This window comes from Candidatus Sungiibacteriota bacterium, from assembly GCA_016432465.1.
Classification (GTDB): Bacteria; Patescibacteriota; Minisyncoccia; order Sungbacterales; family HO2-52-23.
Window position 1 is genome coordinate 294,654 of sequence record CP066690.1, and the last position, 18,283, is coordinate 312,936.

At 46.7% G+C, this 18,283-nt stretch carries 15 protein-coding genes and 2 tRNA genes; 9 read left to right on the top strand and 8 right to left on the bottom strand.

Annotated elements, in window-relative coordinates; all coding sequences use genetic code 11:
- Positions 1 to 51 precede the first annotated feature (51 nt).
- The 4 genes from HYW89_01530 (at position 52) to HYW89_01545 (ending at position 1,591) form a co-directional block, all read left to right on the top strand.
- Entirely contained in the window at positions 52 to 363 is a 312-nt protein-coding gene (locus HYW89_01530) for a GIY-YIG nuclease family protein (protein QQG45588.1), read from the top strand.
- Positions 342 to 428 (top strand) — tRNA-Ser (locus HYW89_01535). Before HYW89_01530 ends, HYW89_01535 begins: the two co-directional genes overlap by 22 nt.
- 139 nt (positions 429 to 567) lie before the next feature.
- On the top strand, positions 568 to 1,206 hold the full coding sequence (locus HYW89_01540) for an AAA family ATPase (protein QQG45589.1): 639 nt from the start codon (positions 568 to 570) through the stop codon (positions 1,204 to 1,206).
- 118 nt (positions 1,207 to 1,324) lie between these two features.
- On the top strand, positions 1,325 to 1,591 hold the full coding sequence (locus HYW89_01545) for a hypothetical protein (protein QQG45590.1): 267 nt from the start codon (positions 1,325 to 1,327) through the stop codon (positions 1,589 to 1,591).
- Between the two features lie 145 nt (positions 1,592 to 1,736).
- Here HYW89_01545 and HYW89_01550 read toward each other — a convergent pair whose 3' ends face one another.
- A complete protein-coding gene (locus HYW89_01550) occupies positions 1,737 to 2,246 on the bottom strand; it encodes a hypothetical protein (protein ID QQG45591.1) in 510 nt (169 codons plus the stop codon).
- A gap of 97 nt (positions 2,247 to 2,343) precedes the next feature.
- On the opposite strand from HYW89_01550, the gene HYW89_01555 reads away from it, so the two are divergent.
- The 5 genes from HYW89_01555 (at position 2,344) to recG (ending at position 7,585) form a co-directional block, all read left to right on the top strand.
- Positions 2,344 to 2,880: a hypothetical protein gene (locus HYW89_01555; GenBank protein QQG45592.1), complete on the top strand. Its 537-nt coding sequence runs from the start codon at positions 2,344 to 2,346 to the stop codon at positions 2,878 to 2,880.
- 80 nt (positions 2,881 to 2,960) lie between these two features.
- A tRNA-Arg gene (locus HYW89_01560) sits at positions 2,961 to 3,033 on the top strand.
- 40 nt (positions 3,034 to 3,073) lie between these two features.
- Positions 3,074 to 3,814, top strand: a complete 741-nt coding sequence (locus HYW89_01565; protein QQG45593.1) for a hypothetical protein — start codon at positions 3,074 to 3,076, stop codon at positions 3,812 to 3,814.
- 308 nt (positions 3,815 to 4,122) lie between these two features.
- Positions 4,123 to 4,758, top strand: coding sequence for a hypothetical protein (locus HYW89_01570; protein ID QQG45594.1), 636 nt, complete (start codon positions 4,123 to 4,125; stop codon positions 4,756 to 4,758).
- Between the two features lie 721 nt (positions 4,759 to 5,479).
- On the top strand, positions 5,480 to 7,585 hold the full coding sequence (recG, locus tag HYW89_01575; GenBank protein QQG45595.1) for an ATP-dependent DNA helicase RecG: 2,106 nt from the start codon (positions 5,480 to 5,482) through the stop codon (positions 7,583 to 7,585).
- A gap of 147 nt (positions 7,586 to 7,732) precedes the next feature.
- Here recG and rocD read toward each other — a convergent pair whose 3' ends face one another.
- The 7 genes from rocD to arc form a co-directional block, all read right to left on the bottom strand.
- Positions 7,733 to 8,968: an ornithine--oxo-acid transaminase gene (gene rocD, locus HYW89_01580; protein QQG45596.1), complete on the bottom strand. Its 1,236-nt coding sequence runs from the start codon at positions 8,966 to 8,968 to the stop codon at positions 7,733 to 7,735.
- Positions 8,969 to 9,063: 95 nt separating this feature from the next.
- A complete protein-coding gene (locus HYW89_01585) occupies positions 9,064 to 10,614 on the bottom strand; it encodes a proteasome accessory factor PafA2 family protein (protein ID QQG45597.1) in 1,551 nt (516 codons plus the stop codon).
- A 52-nt stretch (positions 10,615 to 10,666) separates the two neighbouring features.
- Positions 10,667 to 12,253: a glycosyltransferase family 2 protein gene (locus HYW89_01590; GenBank protein ID QQG45598.1), complete on the bottom strand. Its 1,587-nt coding sequence runs from the start codon at positions 12,251 to 12,253 to the stop codon at positions 10,667 to 10,669.
- Between the two features lie 88 nt (positions 12,254 to 12,341).
- Positions 12,342 to 13,985 carry a proteasome accessory factor PafA2 family protein gene (locus HYW89_01595; GenBank protein ID QQG45599.1) on the bottom strand — a complete coding sequence of 548 codons (1,644 nt, stop codon included), beginning with the start codon at positions 13,983 to 13,985 and terminating at the stop codon, positions 12,342 to 12,344.
- A 147-nt stretch (positions 13,986 to 14,132) separates the two neighbouring features.
- Positions 14,133 to 14,330: a ubiquitin-like protein Pup gene (locus HYW89_01600; protein ID QQG45600.1), complete on the bottom strand. Its 198-nt coding sequence runs from the start codon at positions 14,328 to 14,330 to the stop codon at positions 14,133 to 14,135.
- A gap of 75 nt (positions 14,331 to 14,405) precedes the next feature.
- A complete protein-coding gene (locus HYW89_01605; GenBank protein ID QQG45601.1) occupies positions 14,406 to 16,238 on the bottom strand; it encodes a proteasome accessory factor PafA2 family protein in 1,833 nt (610 codons plus the stop codon).
- Positions 16,239 to 16,320: 82 nt separating this feature from the next.
- Positions 16,321 to 18,249, bottom strand: coding sequence for a proteasome ATPase (gene arc / locus HYW89_01610; protein ID QQG45602.1), 1,929 nt, complete (start codon positions 18,247 to 18,249; stop codon positions 16,321 to 16,323).
- Between the last annotated feature and the right edge of the window lie 34 nt (positions 18,250 to 18,283).

Here is an 18,283-nt window from a genome sequence, read left to right on the forward strand (position 1 = left end):
TGGCCGAGTGGTTTAAGGCGGCGGTCTTGCCCGCCAGAGGCGGGTCCGCCTTTGGCGGAAAAACTCAATAGTATGCCCTGTATTTATATCTTATATAGCAGAAGTAAAAATAGGTTTTATGTCGGATCAACTAGAGACGATAGGCCTTTTGTGCGTTTAGACTCACACAACCATGGAAAGGTTCGCTCTACAAAAGCCGGACGGCCGTGGGCACTGACATACCAAGAGTACTACTCCAATTACCATCAAGCGAGGAAAAGAGAAATCTTCTTAAAATCCGGTGTTGGTAGGACTTGGATTAAAGAAAAATTTCCAAATCTAAAGAACGACGGCGCCGGAGCGGAGACGTGGGTGAGTGGCTGAAACCGGCAGTCTTGAAAACTGCTATACCTGTAAGGGTATCGGAGGTTCGAATCCTCCCGTCTCCGCTCCGGCTCTGTCTTGCCCGCCAGAGGCGGGTCCGCCTTTGGCGGAAAAACTGGCGGGAGAAATCCCTTGCAGGTTCGACTCCTGCACCCACCGTCGGTTAGGAAAAGGTCGATTTTTCATAAATTTCATTTTATATTTATGCCCAAGAAAAACGTCGCACAAATTAAAAAAGAACTTCTACGGGGCCTCAAGGTTTCTCGACGCAGGACAAAAAAGCCAGAGATTTTGGCTCTCGTGGGGATTACCGGTGCCGGCAATAGCACCATTGCACGAGAATTTAGTCGGATGCTCGGATGGACAGTGATTGAAAAAAACAAGATACGCGTAAAACTTCGCGAAGAGGGTCCAGGATTTACGGTGGCCAATACCAACGCTCTACATGAAGCGATGGTAAAAGAAGTTATCATGCGGCTCGGAAACGTAATCCTTGATTCTGACATGGTTGAGAAACCAAAAAGAAAGCGGCTCGAGCGACTGGCGAGAAAATACGGAGCGCGGGTAGCGTATCTGCACTTAACCTGTAACCGTGATGTCATGCTTGAACGAATGATACGAGCAAAATATAATCCCAAAACAAACATTTTTAAGAGCGCCGCGATTGCCGTCAGGGAACATTGCCGACGCTACCCATGGCACTATCGCTGGTCTCCTGCCAACGGCGGACAATATGTTTTGCGAAAACTGCCCATAAAATTCTTTGCCGAGATAGATACCACCGATCCTGCCAAGTGGCGCAAGAAATTACGAAACATTGTAAAGCGCCTCAAAAAGTTATAAATTGCCTTGATTTTACGCAACATTTTTTACCCCCGACAGGTGGGACGTTAGAACCTTTACATAAAATATCGAAGCTGATACTCTGATATTAGAACCTTCGACAAGGAGGAAGAAACAAATGAGTCTTGCGTTTCAGGAAGTAGAACGGATTAAGAAGCAATTTGAACAAGAATACTTCTTTGCGCAGCCATATTCGGAATACGTGAATATGTGTGGCATCGCCAAGATTGGGGTAAGAGACAAAATTGTTCCGATTGATGTAGCTGGTGATTTCTGTATTTTGGTTGGGCTTCGCAAACCGCTACCGCAAAATCTTTCTTTACCCACTGAATACCAAGGAGTAAAAGTAGTTGTTGGGGTCATCGGAGAAATCCGTCCTCTCTAGCCGACCAAGTCGGCTATTTATTTACAATCGCATTTTCAAGTGGTGGTTTGGGTATATAAAAACGTTTAGCGTTAATCATCCAAGGGGTTCAAACATCATCCACTACCCTCCGCCAAAAAAAGAAACCCCGAGTGGGGTTTTGTGGTTACTCATATATTGGTTCAAAAAGTAGTAGCAGCGGATAAACAACGCCGTCACGATCATACACCCCCTGCCAATTACCACGGAATGCCGGATGAACGCAAAGAATTTTTACAGTGGCATAAACCCTTATGACAAAGGGCTGTTTGGGCGGAGACTGATCATCGGGGTCGTGGAAAGGAATAAGATATCTTTCATACACGAGTTCGTTCTGCAGATAAAAAAGCTCATCTCTCAAATCGGCGCTTAACTCTTTTTCAAGGAAAATGAGCGTTGCTTTTTCCGCAATCACCATAAAAGTCCCCGTACCCGCATCGTAGCGAATCTCTCTTACCGGACTTTCTATGCTGCAGTTATAAACTCCCTGTTTTTCGTTTTCTGACAGTGGAAAATCGCCCGAAGAGATCTCCTTGCGAACCCAATGATGATCTTCGTGAAAAGCAGCATAACCAAAAGATACTGTAACAAAAAGGAGAACCAGAATCGGCAAACCAAAAATCTTTTGCCTAACCAATTTCCTACCCTCTGGACTTTTAATCTAAAACTACCACAAATATGTTGTAAATGCAAACTAATTTGCTGGCTATACAAATTTTTGCTATACTTAATCCATGCCCAACCAAATTATTGACCTTAGACAATCCACCCGCGTAAAAGCCGCCGAATCAGACTACCACCCGCGAGAAATAGTGCCAACCTCCATAGAGTGGACTGCATACGAGTATAGACCCAAAGAACATGGTCAGGTTTGGTTTTTGACGCTTGGCGCTGTAACTCTTTTTTTAGTCATATTGGGTTTCGTCATACGCAATTATTTTTTTGTGGTTTTTATTGTGCTCGCCTACGCCGTTATTATACTTTACACCAAACGCGGCCCCCAAAAATTTTCTGCGGCTCTGGCTAAAGAGGGCGTACGGTTTGGTAAAATGCTGTATAAATTCTCTGACTTAAAATCGTTTTGGATATTTAATTACGGGGATCAAGCGGAGTTATCGCTCGAAACAACTAAAACCATCTCTCAATTTATCCGTCTGCCCCTTGGTAGTATCAGGGCCGAAACAGTGAGAAACTTTATGATAAAATATCTTCCCGAAGAGGAACACCAAGAGTTAATTACAGACAAGATTACCCGAGGTTTGGGGTTTTAGTTTTAAACTTGCGCTCGTCGTTCAACGGACAGGACAGAAGCTTGCGGAGCTTCAGATAGGGGCCCGCCCCCCACCTATGTGTCCCCGTAGTTCAGCGGATAGAATGCCAGCTTGCGGAGCTGGAGGTCGCAGGTTCGAATCCTGCCGGGGACGTATAGGTGGGGGGTGAAATTCCTCTCGAGCACGTCACATAATGGAACTGGAGACAGAATTAAAAAAAATTGGACTTTCCGAAAAAGAAGCCAAGGTCTATTTGGCGGCTTTACGCTTGGGCCCGGCAACGGCGGCGGACCTAGCAAGACACGCCGGCGTAAACCGCGCCACGACCTACGTGGTCATTGAAAAACTGAAAAAAGAAGGCCTCGCGAGCTCTTACGGCCGTGGGAAGAAAACATACTTTTCACCCGAACCACCGGAACAACTTAAAAATCTATTCGCTCTGCAGGAACAGCGCCTTAGGGCGGGATTTAAAGATGTACAAAAAATCTTCCCGGAACTGAAAAAAATTTACGAGTCTGCCGGGGAGAGGCCGCTGGTACGATTCTTTGAGGGAAAGGAGGGGTCAGCGGCCGTACGCGCTGATATTCTTAGATCCAAACCAAAAGTGCTGGATGAAATTATACCGCTGATAGAAGAGGTAAAACTTTCAGAAAAAGATAAAACGGCCCTAAAAAAACTTAGGGTCCCCAGACGCGCTATTTATACCAGCCGTAAAAGTAGCCCCGCTTTGCCGCCCGAAGAAAAATTTTTTAAACGCAAGTTAATAAACCACGGGGATTTTCCGGTGGAAACGGAAATAGTGCTTTATGGCAACAAGGCAGCGCTGCTGGCCCTAAAGAAACGGTTTACGGGCATTATTATTGAAGACGAGGTAATCGTAAAAACGCTCAAGCTTATATTTGAAATGCTGTGGAATCACCCCAAACTAAAATAGGCACGCCGGAAAATCCCGGATGCCCATGTGATGGAGAGGTTGTGGGTGATGGGTGATGACGCGGTTTTTTGTTTTTGTGGTGGTCTTAACGTCCGCCGCCGCAGTGGGCCACCGGCCTTAGAAAGTACAATTTTCTTCGGGGATCCGGTGGAAACAGCTCCATACCAGAATAGCCTCCTTTCTGGCCCCCTGACCTCTATTTGGGGGGTCATCTTAATTATACACCGAGATGTCATTTTTTGTCAAGTATTGACCCGTACTAATTTATATGGTAAGTTATACTAAACCGCACGTGGAGGACACACCTAATGGCGCTCTTCGGGGCTTCACAGGACACAATAGAAAAAGAAAGAAAAGAATCTTTTCGTAAAGGATTTAATGAGGGCATTTATGCCCTATTCTACCAACTTGGGTACGTAAACAAGGGATCCGGGAAGGCTGTAGAAGATGCCGTATCTCAATTTGGTATAGCTGACGGGGATTTAGAAGAAAACCTTGTCCCTTTTCTTACGGCAGCGTACGTGGACGGCTGCAAGGATGCGGAAGATGAGATGCCCAGTAGAGCAGAACTCAAATTAGGGTTAAACTTTCTGGTGAGAAGGGTAATTGAGCCCGAACCCAAAAAAGATCAAAAAAGCAAGAAAGAAGAGCTGGAAGAAAAAAGAGCAACAGTAAAACGAGAGTTGCTAAAACGTCTTGAACCGCATGGTTTTATAGAGTACACACTTCCTTATATCGGTGATTCAAGCCAAGAGGGGTATTTAAGCAGTATCCCTGTACACGCAACGGTCCACCAATTGATTAGTCATGCTGGAACGGTTGCCCAAGAGCTTAACGTGAAGATTACATGCCGGTTTTGCTGCTATACGAACATAAAAACCGTTTGTCTTGTGTTTGAGTTTCTTGATACGAGGTTCGCCGTGGGGCCAAAAGTGCCAGAATAGTTGTTAAGGTAAAATCCGTCCCGACTAGTCGGGACTGATTTTGATTTCCAAAAAAGTTAGACAAAAATAACAAATTTTAAATGGATAAAAATGGCTTATATAAAGAGAGAAACTGCTAAACGCTGTTCGGTATTGTTAATGGCTCTTGACAAATTTTCTGGGATCGTGTATACTCCTATCTAGACACGTTGGTGTACGGTTTGGGAACACAGAGCACTTTCCTATCAAGAACTGTGTAAATAAAGGGTTGCCGGGGGAATCTAATATAGATTTACGGCAATAAATAACATTTTGTGCCCCGGAAGGAACAGGGGTTGGTGCCGTAGTCTTTTTCCATGTGATCCTTTATTTGCACCACTCTTGATAGGAAATCAAGAAGTTTAAGGGGGTGACGACTTAAGGCTCTTGCATAATAATTTTCGTTACGATTCGTTACGAAAGGTTACTGTGCAAGAGATCTTAAGTCGCCCTCCTGCCAAAGTTTGCTTTAAGTTGGGTTAACTTTGGCAGGAGGGGATTATCCGTATTTATCCCCCCACCTTCCCAGAATACCCTACAGCTTGGGAAGTCAGACTTCCCTTGCTGCGGGGATGAATGGGTGCCGTAGAAATCCTTCCCGAGGGGTCCAACACCCGCTGGGAAGGTGGGGGGATTTATTTTAATAAAGAAAAACAGCGCTTGCGCTGTTTTTCTTTTTCTTAAAAAATTATAAAGTAACCACATGGCTGACATCCGTATCCACACCCCCATAGAGCAAGTCCCGGCCATCAGGAAAAGGATCATTCCGTCCCTGAAGCGTCTGGGTATAAAAACCATACGCGATCTTTTGTTTCATTTTCCTTCGCGCTACGAAGATTTTTCAAATTTAAAAACAGTCCAAACCCTTGAGGCCGGCGAAACGGTCACTATCCAAGGATACGTGAAAAGAGTAACCAATCGCCGGACTCCCCGAAAAAGAATGTTTTTAACCGAAGCCGTAATAAATGACGGAACGGGAAATATAAAAGCCCTGTGGTTCAACCAGCCCTTTCTCGTAAGAAACATAAAATCCGGAAACATAGTGAGTTTGTCGGGCAAAGTAGCGTGGGGGCAGGGCGGATTGTATCTTCAGAATCCTGCCTACGAGAGAATTCATAATTCAGAGTTTAAAACAACTAGTTCACAAGGAACACATACCGGAGGACTGGTGGCTATGTATCCGGAAACGGAAGGTATTTCTTCCCGCTGGTTAAGATATCTTATAAAGTCGTTCCTGAGCTTTAGGAAGGAACTTGCTGATCCCCTTCCTTCGGAGACTAGAAAAAGACACATGCTGTCCGATATTTATACGGCCTTGCAAAACATTCATTTCCCCCAAAACACACAAGAGGCGGAGGGGGCACGCCGCAGGTTTAGTTTTGAACAGATGCTTTTTATACAGCTTCGGGCCCTGAAAGAACGTATGCGCCTCAAAAAATTCAGCGCACCAGCTATTTCCTTGAATCTCCCGCTCCTGAAAAAATTTGTAAACTCTCTTCCCTATGAGCTAACCGACGCCCAACGCCGTTCCGTCTGGGAAATTGTGCAGGATATTTCCAAACCCCGCCCTATGAACCGCCTGCTGGAAGGAGACGTAGGGTCCGGCAAAACAGTAGTTGCGGCTGCGGCTTCACTCCTTGCTATTCAGGAGGGGTACGAAGTCGCCTTTATGGCGCCGACAGAGATTCTTGCCAAGCAGCACTACTCAACGCTTGAAAAAATATTACACCCTTTTGGGGTTCGGGTTGGACTTCTTACCGGATCCGAAAAAAACAAACGTAGTAACACCCTGCTCTGTGTAGGAACTCACGCCTTAATACAAAAAAACGCCCACTTTAAAAATCTGGGGTTGGTGATTGTTGATGAACAGCATCGTTTTGGCGTGGAGCAACGCGCCCAGCTTGCCAAAAACAGTTCCGGTTCCCTTCCCCATTTCTTGTCTATGAGCGCCACACCCATCCCCCGGACATTGGCTCTCACCGTATATGGAGATCTTGACCTTTCTATACTGGACGAGCTGCCTAAAAACCGCAGGGAAATTATTACTAAAATTATCGGGCCCGGGAAACGGGAAGAAACATATCAATTCATCCGGGAAGGGGTGAAGCGGGGGGGACAGGCGTTTGTGATTTGCCCGAGAATAGAAGTCGGGGGTCAGGGATTGAAAATCGGAAAAATATCCCAACAGAAACTGCTTCTGGCCGACACCAAGACCGTGAAAGAGGAATATAAAAAACTATCCGAGAAAATTTTCCCGGATTTAAATGTGGGCATACTCCACGGAAAGATGCCCGCCAAAGGCGGGTCCGCCTCCGGCGGAAAATCAAAAGAGCAAACTATGAAAGAATTCAAAGAAGGTAAGATAGATATTCTCGTCTCCACGTCGGTGGTGGAAGTAGGGGTGGACATACCCAACGCCACCATCATGGTGATTGAGGGAGCGGAAAAGTTTGGGCTGGCCCAACTTCATCAATTTCGCGGTCGTGTGGGCAGAGGCGAACATCAATCTTACTGCTTCCTTTTTCCCACCGAGAATGGACTTGTAACCAAGCGGCTTAGGGCAGTGGTGGAGGCCAAGAACGGGTTTGAACTGGCAGAAAAAGATCTGGAAATCCGGGGGCCGGGAGACTTATTTGGCATACGCCAATGGGGAGTTCCGGACGTTGTATTGGCTGACATAAACAATGCCCGCCTGGTACGGGAAGTACGCGTTGCGGCCTTGGAGCTTATTAAAAAAGACCCTTCTTTGACCGGCTACCCCTTACTTTTGGAAGAACTCAAGCGCAGCCACACCCTTCATCTTGAATAAATCCCCCCACCTTCCCAGCGGGGTATTGGACCCCGCGGGAAGGATTTCTACGGCGCCCATTCACCCCCACAGCTTGCTGCGGGGTATTCTGGGAAGGTGAGGGGATAAAATTAAAACACGGCTCTGTGACAGCCGTGCTTCGGAAACTCAAAGTGTCCTAAACACTTTAGCAATACGGATAAGTGCCAGTTTAAGCACGTCTTTTTCAATGATAAGGGGCGGTGAAAAACGAATTACGTTCTCGTGCGCATCCTTGCAGAGAATCCGCTCCCCGCGCAAGGCGTCAACAAATCTGGCAGCTCCTCCTGCCTCGGGCCGCAATTCAATTCCCACCAAAAGACCCCTTCCACGCACCTCTTTTATGTAAGGACTATAGATATTTTTAAGCTCGGATATAAAAAATTCTCCAAGTTCGGCAGCGCGCTGCGGCAGGTTTTCCCGCACAAGCAAATGCATCTCTTCACGCGCCACGGCACAAGCCAGCGGATTTCCGCCAAAAGTGCTTCCGTGATCTCCGGGTTCAAAAACATCCATAAGTTCATTTATCCCTACTACTGCAGAAATTCCCAAGCCGCCACCCAAGCCCTTACCCAGAAGCATTGCGTCCGGAAAAGACCCGTCATGCATATAAGCAAACATCTTACCTGTTCTGCCCAAACCAGTTTGAACCTCGTCCAGAATCATCAAAACGTGGTGAGCATCGCATATTTGACGAACATCGTTTAAGTAGCCGTCCGGAGGAACCAAAATTCCACCCTCGCCCTGAATAGGCTCAACAATAATGGCTGCGGTGTTGGGGTTGATCGCTTCTTCAAAAGCTCTGGCATCACCAAATGGTATTTTTTTAAACCCGGGAACCGGCGGACCAAAAAGATCATAGTACTGGGGAACGGTTGAAGCGCTTATAGCCCCGATGGTCCGGCCATGGAAATTGTTTTTACAAACAACGATCTCGGCCTGATCTTTGGGAACTACTTTTTCTGTATAAACATCTTTTCTGGTGTAAGCCCATTTGCGCGCGAGCTTGACGGCGCTATCAAAGACCTCTGCCCCGCTGGTCATAAAAAGAACCTTGTCCATGCCCGTAAACTCGGCCAGTTCCTTAGCACAAAGAATTTTCTGCTCTTCCCAAAGACAATTCGCATTGGCCGTAAGTTTACCCGCCTGACGAATGATGGCTTTTAGGATTTGGGGATGAACATGCCCGGGTGCAAGAGCGGAGTAACAAGAAAGCAGATCAACAAAAACCCGATCTTCAACATCATAAAGCAGTACGCCTTGCCCCCGACTGACTACTAAGTCATCGGGCGGATCATAATTTCTGGGCAAATATTTATACGCTAACTCCACCAACTCTCTGATGGTTAAAGTGCGTTCACTCATGGGCCCGTACCATTGTTGTCAACAAACCGTAAAAAGCGTATCACAGGCTACAAAAAATTACAAATTTAAAAGGCGGTTGGACCGCCTTTTATGAACTAAACAATGAGCCGTTCCTTAAGAATTTTTTTAATTAGTTCTTCGGCCCTACGAAGCGCTTGTGTATTACTCCTGCCCGTGGGATCGTTATTAACTGCGGCAGGATCAAACGACATCAGTATTATGTGTGACCACGAATGTCCAAGGGGCGCAAGCAGACGATTGCGGCGCGCCTGCCTTAATACTTCCACCCGCCAAGCAGCACGAGTGGCCGGAGGATGTTTACGTGCTTCTGCAACTTCCTCGTCGGAAAAAAGCGTTTCCACGCGGCCCGAACGTACAAGCTGCGGCCAAATTCCCCAGTCGTCCAAAGCGGTTAATTGATGGTGCAGCATTAGTAAATACTCACTAAGTGAAATTTGCTTGCCGTGATGTTCTATCCTTACTTCATGGCAAGCATCCCACGAAGTGTTGTACTGGGCGAGCTTTTTTTCAAAAAGCAAGTATTTAAACCAGCATTCGGAAACACCGGCAAGGAGGGTTGGGTCCTGCCCCAAAAGCCGGAGAATTTCTTCAAACCGATACAGCACGTCCTGGTCTTCAGCAGTAAGAGAGAGTTTATCTGCGTTTTCCCAAATTAATTCCAGATACCGCCTTTGAACTTCAAGGGCCGTGAGGGTTATGGCCGAAGCAAAATGTATGGGGGTTTTAAGTGTCGGATCACACGCTAAAATATGAAAGTCGTTAAGAATTTCTCTGTACTGATATGTCTCAAACCTAGGAAAACAGCGCGGAAAGCAGTTGTTGGCTAGGAGCCGTAGAACCAAGCTGGTCATGCCAGCTTCTACGTAAGTAATGGTGTCAGAAAGCAAGGGATCGCCCTCAATAAGCTGCAGACGCTTCCATTGGGGTAAATCGTATGATTTGTAATCTGAAAAACGGCCTGTACAGATAAGTGGACGGCGAACCGTGGTTTCACTTGAAATAGTCCCCTGAATTGCCAGCGCCCGCGGAGAAAGAGTAAAAATAATTTCCTTATCGGAGTTTGGCCAAGAGTCCAAATTTTTAGGTCCGTACAAACGAGGAGCAATGCCGCCCTGTCCTGCCCAAACAACCTTGGTCACCAGAAACGGGCCAAGATAACTAAGCAAAAATTCGTTGGGAATACGTTGCGGTATGCGGAAATTACGGTGCAAACCCCACCAATTACCACGCCAATCGGTGCTAGCCTTTAAAAGGTGGTACGAACCCTGCGGCAGGGAAAATCGTTTGGGGTTTTGGCAAACTCTTAAAAATCGGCCTAGAATTTCAGCATCAGCGGCGCGGCTGTAAAGTGCGGCCTCACGCGCCCCACGGCATTCCGGCGTAGCTGCCTCCAAATGGTGATAAAAACCACGCCTCAACTCTTGAGATACACGCAGCGGATGATCAATATAAATGCGGCCGCCCATGGAATTTTCATAATCAAGAACGCGATGGTCTATTAAACATTCAGTGGCTTGTTTTAAAACAGTGCGGTAAGTCAGTTCGGGTAAGGACGTGCCGTCTTCGGGGGTAAAACTTATAGCAAATTCCTGCTCAAAACCAATAATAACGTCTTCGGGCAACATAAAACCACCCGGTTTTCAGGAACTAGTTATAGCATAGGAGTGTTTAGAAATTTTACAAGCTTTGGTGCTGATTACTCCGGGGATTGCGTAATTTTGGCGTCACCCAAAAACTCATGTATTTCCCCAGCATTAAACGAGTTTGCGCGTCAATCCCCGGAACAGAACCAAAAGTAATAATAGTCAGGGGAAGAAACGCCCACTGCAATATCATAGAAAGCCAAAGATACTTTTTTTTATGGGGCGGGCGGGGCGGAAGAAGAGAAGAAGAAATAATAGCAGAGGTTATAATACCAGCCATGGAAAGCGTCATTAAAAGTCTGGTAATACGCGGGAGATTATAAGAAAGAACTGTCACGTTAAATTTGGCGCCGCCAAGAATCAGGGGCAGCCAACCCAGAAGAAAAATAATCAGGGCGTTGGTCGCCCAAGACCAAAAACCCTCAAGTTGTACAAAAGACCAGTAAAGCTTTGGACGAAAAGAGATTTTTTTATTTTTTAGAAAACCAAACACAAGATACGGAAAATTTTCCACTCCCCAGCCCCAACGCCGCTGTTGTTTATATACATTTTTAACGGTCTCCCCCAATGTACGTCCGACGTTGGCATCCATGGAAACCGGATAAAAAAGCGGGACCGTCCTCCAGTCTCCGTCATAAAAAAGAAGCGACTGCCAAAAAATACGGGAGTCTTCGGATACAATGTTGGTTTGCCAATAGTTCATTTCAACCAAGGGCTTGAGCGGTATGGAATGCGAAGAAAACGTGGAAAGACGCTCGGCTCGCGCCTGCTGCATCATCTGCCAAAAAGTGCCGGAGGAGGCCACCACTCGCGAAAAAAAAGGCGCATCCCAAATGTTGTTATTATAAATAGGAATCGGCTGATAAGAGGAGCGAAGCGGATGCGCGGTTGTCAGATAATGATATGTTATTACCCCGAAATAATGCGGATAAATGCGTGTATCAATGTCAAAAGATGAAACTAAAACCTGCTCGTATTGAATTCCCAGACTATCAATAATTTTTTCTTTGGCCTCTCTTGCGGCCCATGTTTCGTTGGCCCCCTTCCCCGGAATTTCGCCCGCAATATCAGTCGGGTGCTCGCTTATTATAAATTTAAAAAAGGACCTGCTAAATTCCTGTCCAAGGCGACTGGCTATGAATCTTGCTTCCTCTCCGGCCCGCTCCTCTACGCCCAAGACTAAAATAATTTTATCTTTAGGGTAATGCGCCTGTTGGATCGCTTCCAGAGATCCGCGCACCACCCCATACGGCTCTTTATAAAAGGGTAAAATAACCAGATGGTAGATATCGCGCCAGTTTTCTACTTTAAGTTGCGGGTTGTAAGCCCTAATCTCCTCAAGTTTCGCCAACCAGTCCAATTTTAAATGCTGCTTCATCTTTTTGTAGCTGGCGCGGAGATGCCAAGATAGAAATATGGTTTTGAGAAGCCAGTAAGCGTCAAAAATAACAATAAAAAGGCTCGCCGCAGCCGGTGCGCGCCAGGAAATAAAAATAATACCGGCCAGGGTGGCCCAGAGCATTATGCCGGGAACTGTTTCCAAAAATCTAAAAAGGTAGTATCCGCGTGCTAACGAAACATCAGCGGCCCGTCCCAATCTAAAGTAATTTTTTTTCTCCATGGTACGTTTAGCGTTACATATTGAGTTATAAAAATCAAAAATGTCGGGAGTAAAACCCGACAAGATTGCGATTAAACGGCGGATAAACTCACCAAGCAGATCCTATCTCTCTCAAAAGGTCCTGCGGCCTTCCTTTTTCCAGCTCCCGTACCCGAAAAAGATAGGGGTTGGGATTTTGAATCGTCCTGAAAATCTTATAAGAGCCCGGCAATGAGACTTCGGCCTGACGAATAGTTATACCTTCCCAGCCGCACCCCTGCAGTGCTAAATTCTGTTTAACCCCCTCTGTCTCTATCCAGCGGAAAATTTTTTCACGCCAGGCGGCTCTGGTATAGGGCGGAGGGTTATCAGCAGCGCGCTCTATTTCCTCCTTTTTAAACAACCGCTTAACTTTTTCCTGCTCCAGCAAAATACCGTAAGAACTTTTGTCAGTCTCTACATTGGCATACTCCACTAAAAGGTGTAAAAGATAATCTATAAGTTTAGCGCGGCCCCTACGGGTTTCCAAAGGAATATCGCGGGGTATATTTTTTTCTCCGGCGTTACGATAATAAGACGGCAGAGGGGCAATAAGTTGCTCAACTTCAAGGCCGAGTCGGGCCAAAAGCGGAGTTATACAATAGTAAAGTATGGCTGCCCAATCAAGGATCTGGGCAAGATAGGCAAGATCCCAACGGTCTAGAGCGTCAATCACTTTTTCCCAAAGCTCAAGCGCCATGCGTCGCTCCGGAGTAAGTTCCCCCCGTCCCTCATCTATATAGCGGTGCACCTCACCTATATAGAAGCGCTGAAAATCAAGGGCGTTCCATTTTTCCCCACCAGCCAAAAAAACGACTTTTTTTGACTTTATGTCAGCGTTGAAAAAGGTCGCCCTTTCTGCAACACTATTCAATCTTCCATCTCTAATTAAAGGGAGAATCGGCAGAAATTCGTTCTCTTCAAGCAGCATAAGCATTAGATCAAAGGTGCCATATTTTAAAAAGAGCTGCCATTCAGACATATTGGAGTTTCCGGAAATGTCATGGAGTCTCCGCCAGCAGTCTTTATCCGCATGGGGCTCGTCTCTGGTATTAATAAAAGCCCTGTCTATCCCGGTAGTATCCGGGCCGTCATATTTAGTCATTAGGTTAGCGCGCTGCGAAAGGTAAAACCGTACCCATCCTCCGGCAAGTGGTTCAACCCACCCATTGCCAATAATACAGGGGCGGGTCATAAGAAACGGTACGAGGTGTCTTCGTAAAACTTCGTAGCCAATACGCCGCGGGATCAAATAATTAGCGTGGTGACCCCATGTTTCCAGAAACCCAGACGCATTGAAGTACTCACAGTTGCGGTTACCCTTGTAAAAATGCACTTTCGGATATTGCGGTTTAAGCGTGCGGAAAAGACGCACGCCGTCAGCCACCATCTCCATGCCGGCAACTTCGTGCAGAACCGCTTCTCTGGTGCCTCTACACTCCGGGCTTGCATACTCAAGGTGGTTATTACGTTCACTATAGCATTGTCCCTGATTGGGAAGCACAAAACGACCGCAGGTAAAACTGCGAACCGATTCAATATCCAGGGCTCCTCTTATGATACAGGCATGGATTATACGCGATAGAACTTCACGAAGAAAAGCATTGGTGTAATATCCCGATGGCCCGATGACGCGTGTCCCGAGTTCCAGCTCCAGGCCGATGATACGGTGCTTTATACGTTTGGGTCCGCCTCTATTGTTGACCTGACCCATAGGACCGCACTCCGCCTTGCTTATCAAAGTACATAACCATAGTAACAAAATATAAATAAAGCGCCAGAGCTCTGCTCTGGCTTTTGGGGCTTACTAAGACCTCTTGTACAATAACCCTTCGTAACGAAAGTTATTATGCAAAAGTCTTTACTCGCCACCTCTTTGTACGTAACTTCTTACAAACTCCTCCGCGTTTCCTTCCAACGTTGCATCAATATCTTCCAGAAGTTTATCCATATCTTCTTTTAGCTTCTTGCTTTTTTTCTCAGCGGCCTGACTGACTTTTTCTTCTTCGCTTTCTGGCTTGTCCTTTACTTTTTCTGCGTTCTTTTGCTCTTCCGCCACTTCTGCCTCCCTTTGGTGGCCCTTATTGAAGTTTAACACAGCGCCGTAAATAATGCAATCCGATATCCAATAGATTTAGGACCCAAACCAATCATCATCTTCGTCAAATGGCTGCTGCGGGACAAAATCGCCGGAGTATACTGGTTGTTCCGGTGGACGAGGAGGATGACGAACCAGCTTCTCGTAGAGAGCCTTGCTCCATTTTTTATGGGTGTCCTCCCTCTCCTCATCGGTCTCAACCCTAAGACCGTGGTCCGGATACGGCTTGACGTCTTCACCCTTACCAAGAGTTTTTCTTGTACTCCACATGTCCTCGCAACGCACCACCTCAACAAAGGGGTGGACTCTTACGACATCAACAAATTCCACAAAAGGCAGGGAAAGAGATCTAGTCCAAAATTCTTCGTTCCAGAGCTCGGTTGGGTCGCCCAGAGACAGGGAATAAATTTTCTTCTCATGCCTAAACGTAATCCTATGCCAGAAGTCCGAAGAAATGACTAACTCCGGATACCCTTTAATAATTTCCAAAACAATCTTGGAGCGGGTGGGCGGAGGTCCGTCCATGGCCTGCTTAATCTCTTCGTCCGTAGTGATACGATAACTGTTTGGGTAAATTTTGGTGTAAAAAATTCCGCTTTCGTGATTGTTATCGTGGTATTCACAATCCAGCCTCATGGCCAAATCGTCCTGCCACGTTTTTCCTTTTTTCACCAGAGCAGCTTCAATAAAATTCAGCTTGGTTACCCAGTCCAGCTTACCGTGAAGGCTAACCCGCCAATCTGACCTACCAAAGGCGTCCAAAACAGAGGCAAATTCTGCCACCACCCGCTTTAATATCTGATTTTCGGGGTGATATGCCTCTACGTAGTTGCCAAAAAGGTCGCAGTAGTCACGCAAACAGTCCAGCGCCAGACGCGAACCCTTATGGTTAATAAGCCAGACACGTTTTTTAAGGCTGGTATCCCAGGAGATTTCGTGGAAGGCACCAACCGGATGGCCGATTTCAAAACGATGGTCCAAAACTCCGTCCTCCATCATCATGTAAAGAATGGCTGTCAGTCCTGCTTTCATGAATTCCGGAAGCTCCAACATATTGGAGTCGCCCGGGATTACGTGTCCACGTCGGAAGTTTTTTTCTTCGCCGTAAACAACGTTGCGGGTGTTATGAATAGGCCGGTTGTAGGAGGTTTCTATGTTGGCAACTGCGCTGAAAAAATCGGCCCGCTGGGAAATCTGAAAATCCACATCTACAATATCACTTCCCCGATGGGACCCGGCCCCTAAACAGTCGCCTCCCACCTTTCCGGCGCCTATTACAATAGTCCGCATGACAAACCAAGGAACGTCCTTGCGTATTAAATCATCCTCGCTAACACGGCGCGAAATTGTATAATTTTCATGGCAGGCCCAAGAGCTTCTTGGAACCCTCTCCCCCCTTTTTCTACTTCTGGCACGATGCCAATCATCGTCTCCGGCGGTATTGTTTCTAAACACCCTGAAATTCCGCCCTGCCGCCTCATGTAATTTGCGCAATCTGTCGATCCAGCGGTAACAGGCCCTGTTCCAAATAACCAGCATGCGCGGATCGCTACAGATAGCTGTAGAAATTTCAGTATGGGGACCGATGTCTACATAAAGACGCGCGCCATTGGGAAGCAGTATGTTCAAAAATTTCTGCCACATTTGTCTTTGAAAGAAGCTGTGGGGGTTGAGGGTCGAAACCTCTACTTTGCGCAATCTCTCAGTCGGATCCCAAGAAAATATTCCTTGGGCTCCCAAAACCCATTCCGGCTCAATGCTTTCTACAAAAGCAAAACCACCCGAGTAGGCAGCGGGGGAACCAGCATGCATTACTCCAAGTTCTGTTTCTATCCCGCACATCTTGGGAGTGGCTCTAGATTCGGGCATCATCTTATCCTTTTCAAGGCGCTTTCCCAAGTGTAACCACAGCCGAAAGAAAAATCCACCCTAGGGGGTGGATCAATTGATTTTACAGATACTGACCGCCGCTAATGGTTTCGGTCGTACGGCTCGCTTCTTTCTTTTTCTTCCGCCCAAGGTTGGGGGTGACCCCAACAATACGCTCCCGTCTACCCTGCATAGCAAGCCACATTTGGGCATCGTCCAGAGTATTGGGTAACTCTTCATTCTCATCCATTTCATCAGATACGGCCACGCAGAAATCTAAGGCCGTGAGACCAAACTCCCCGCCGCTGACAGCACGCTTAACAACATGTTTCTTGGCGCGCTCCACTATACTTTTAATCATCGCGCCAGACACCAAGTCTTTAAGGTAAATAGGAAGCTTTGCCCCATCATGCAAAACTACATCCATAAGTTTATTGTCTGCTTTAATTAGCGCTCCTGACGCATCCCGATATTGATAAGGCTCTTCGTTGGTGGCCCAGAGCCGCTTCACGGCCTCGGTAATAATATGTTCAATTATCAACTCTGGCTTGCCGCCCCACTCCTGATAGCTGGGAGAAAACTTGGGGTGTTTGGGATTTTGATATTTAGGATGAAGAGGAAGATTTTTTGTGACGTAAATGGAAAAAATTTCCTTGGCGCCATCCTGATCCGGGCGATCAATCCTTATCTTGATGTCAACGCGTCCCGGACGAAGCACGGCTGGGTCAATCAAGTCATGACGGTTGGAGGCAAGAATAATAATAACATTAGCAAGCGTTTCTATACCGTCCAGCATCACTAAAAATTGCGGCACAATTGTAGTTTCAATGTCTGAAGAAATCCCCCTACCTCGGGTGCGCAGTACCGACTCTGCCTCATCCAAAAAAATAATAACCGGGTGGTCCTCGCTTGCCTTTTCTTTGGCCCGCTGGAAGATCTCACGAATTTTGCGCTCAGTCTCGCCAACGTACTTATTTAGAATTTCCGGGCCCTTGATGTTTATAAAATATCCCTTGATGCTCTTTCCCAGTTTATTAGCAAGGCGGCTAGCCAGCCCATTGGCCACGGCCTTGGCAATTAGGGTTTTCCCGCAACCCGGAGGGCCATAAAGCATAATTCCCTTGGAAAGCTCCATTTCAAGTCTCCGGAAAAGGTCCGGGTAAAGATACGGAAGCTCAATAGCGTCGCGGATCTTACTAATCTGTGTTCCCAGTCCTCCGATCTTTTCATAAGTAACGCCCGGGACTTCTTCCAACAGCAGTTCGCTGATTTCATGCTTGGGCAGAGCCGCGATGCCGCCCAGAAACATACCACTGCCCGCCTGCGGCAGAAGCCATTTATCCCCCACGCGCATACTCTGCATTATTTCTGCGGGCCAAGTCTTGGGAATCAGGGCAATGTGTTTTTCATCAAGCCTGGTTACGAATCTAACCCGGTGCTCGTCCAAAATCTCATCAATAGTAACTTCTTCTCCGGCCATAGTCAGTACGTCCTGAAGCTCGTCAGAGGCAACGGCTACAATATTGGAATGCTCATTCATCATTACAAATCTGCCGCGCACCAGTTTTTCTTTTTCCTGATTAAAAACTTTGTCGGTTATATGCACCCGCAAAAGACGCGCACCCACATAAACCCAGAAGGTTTCTTTTTCTTCCCTGTGTAGATGTCCCTCATCGTCTCTTTGTTCGGACACCTCTTTACCGCCATAAATTAGTACTGCGGCAATGCCATGAGGCGGAGAGGTCAGGGCATTTAATTCTCTGCTCATCTCTATAGCTTCCTGACGAAGCTCCGTCAGGGCCCGCACTAGACCGCTATTCATCTCCCGCACTCGTTCCGCAAATGCCTCCAAATCATAAATTACGCTGTCCACGCGAGCCCTAAGCTCTTCAACCCTTGGACGACTCAGGACAGTATTATCTTCAAGCACCCTACGAACTCCAAAAAGATTAGAGCGAGCTTTTTCAAAAAGGGATTCAAAATTGCGAGACGGATCGCGATCCTTGTTCATATAATCCCCTTTTCAAGGTACCTTATCTATCCTA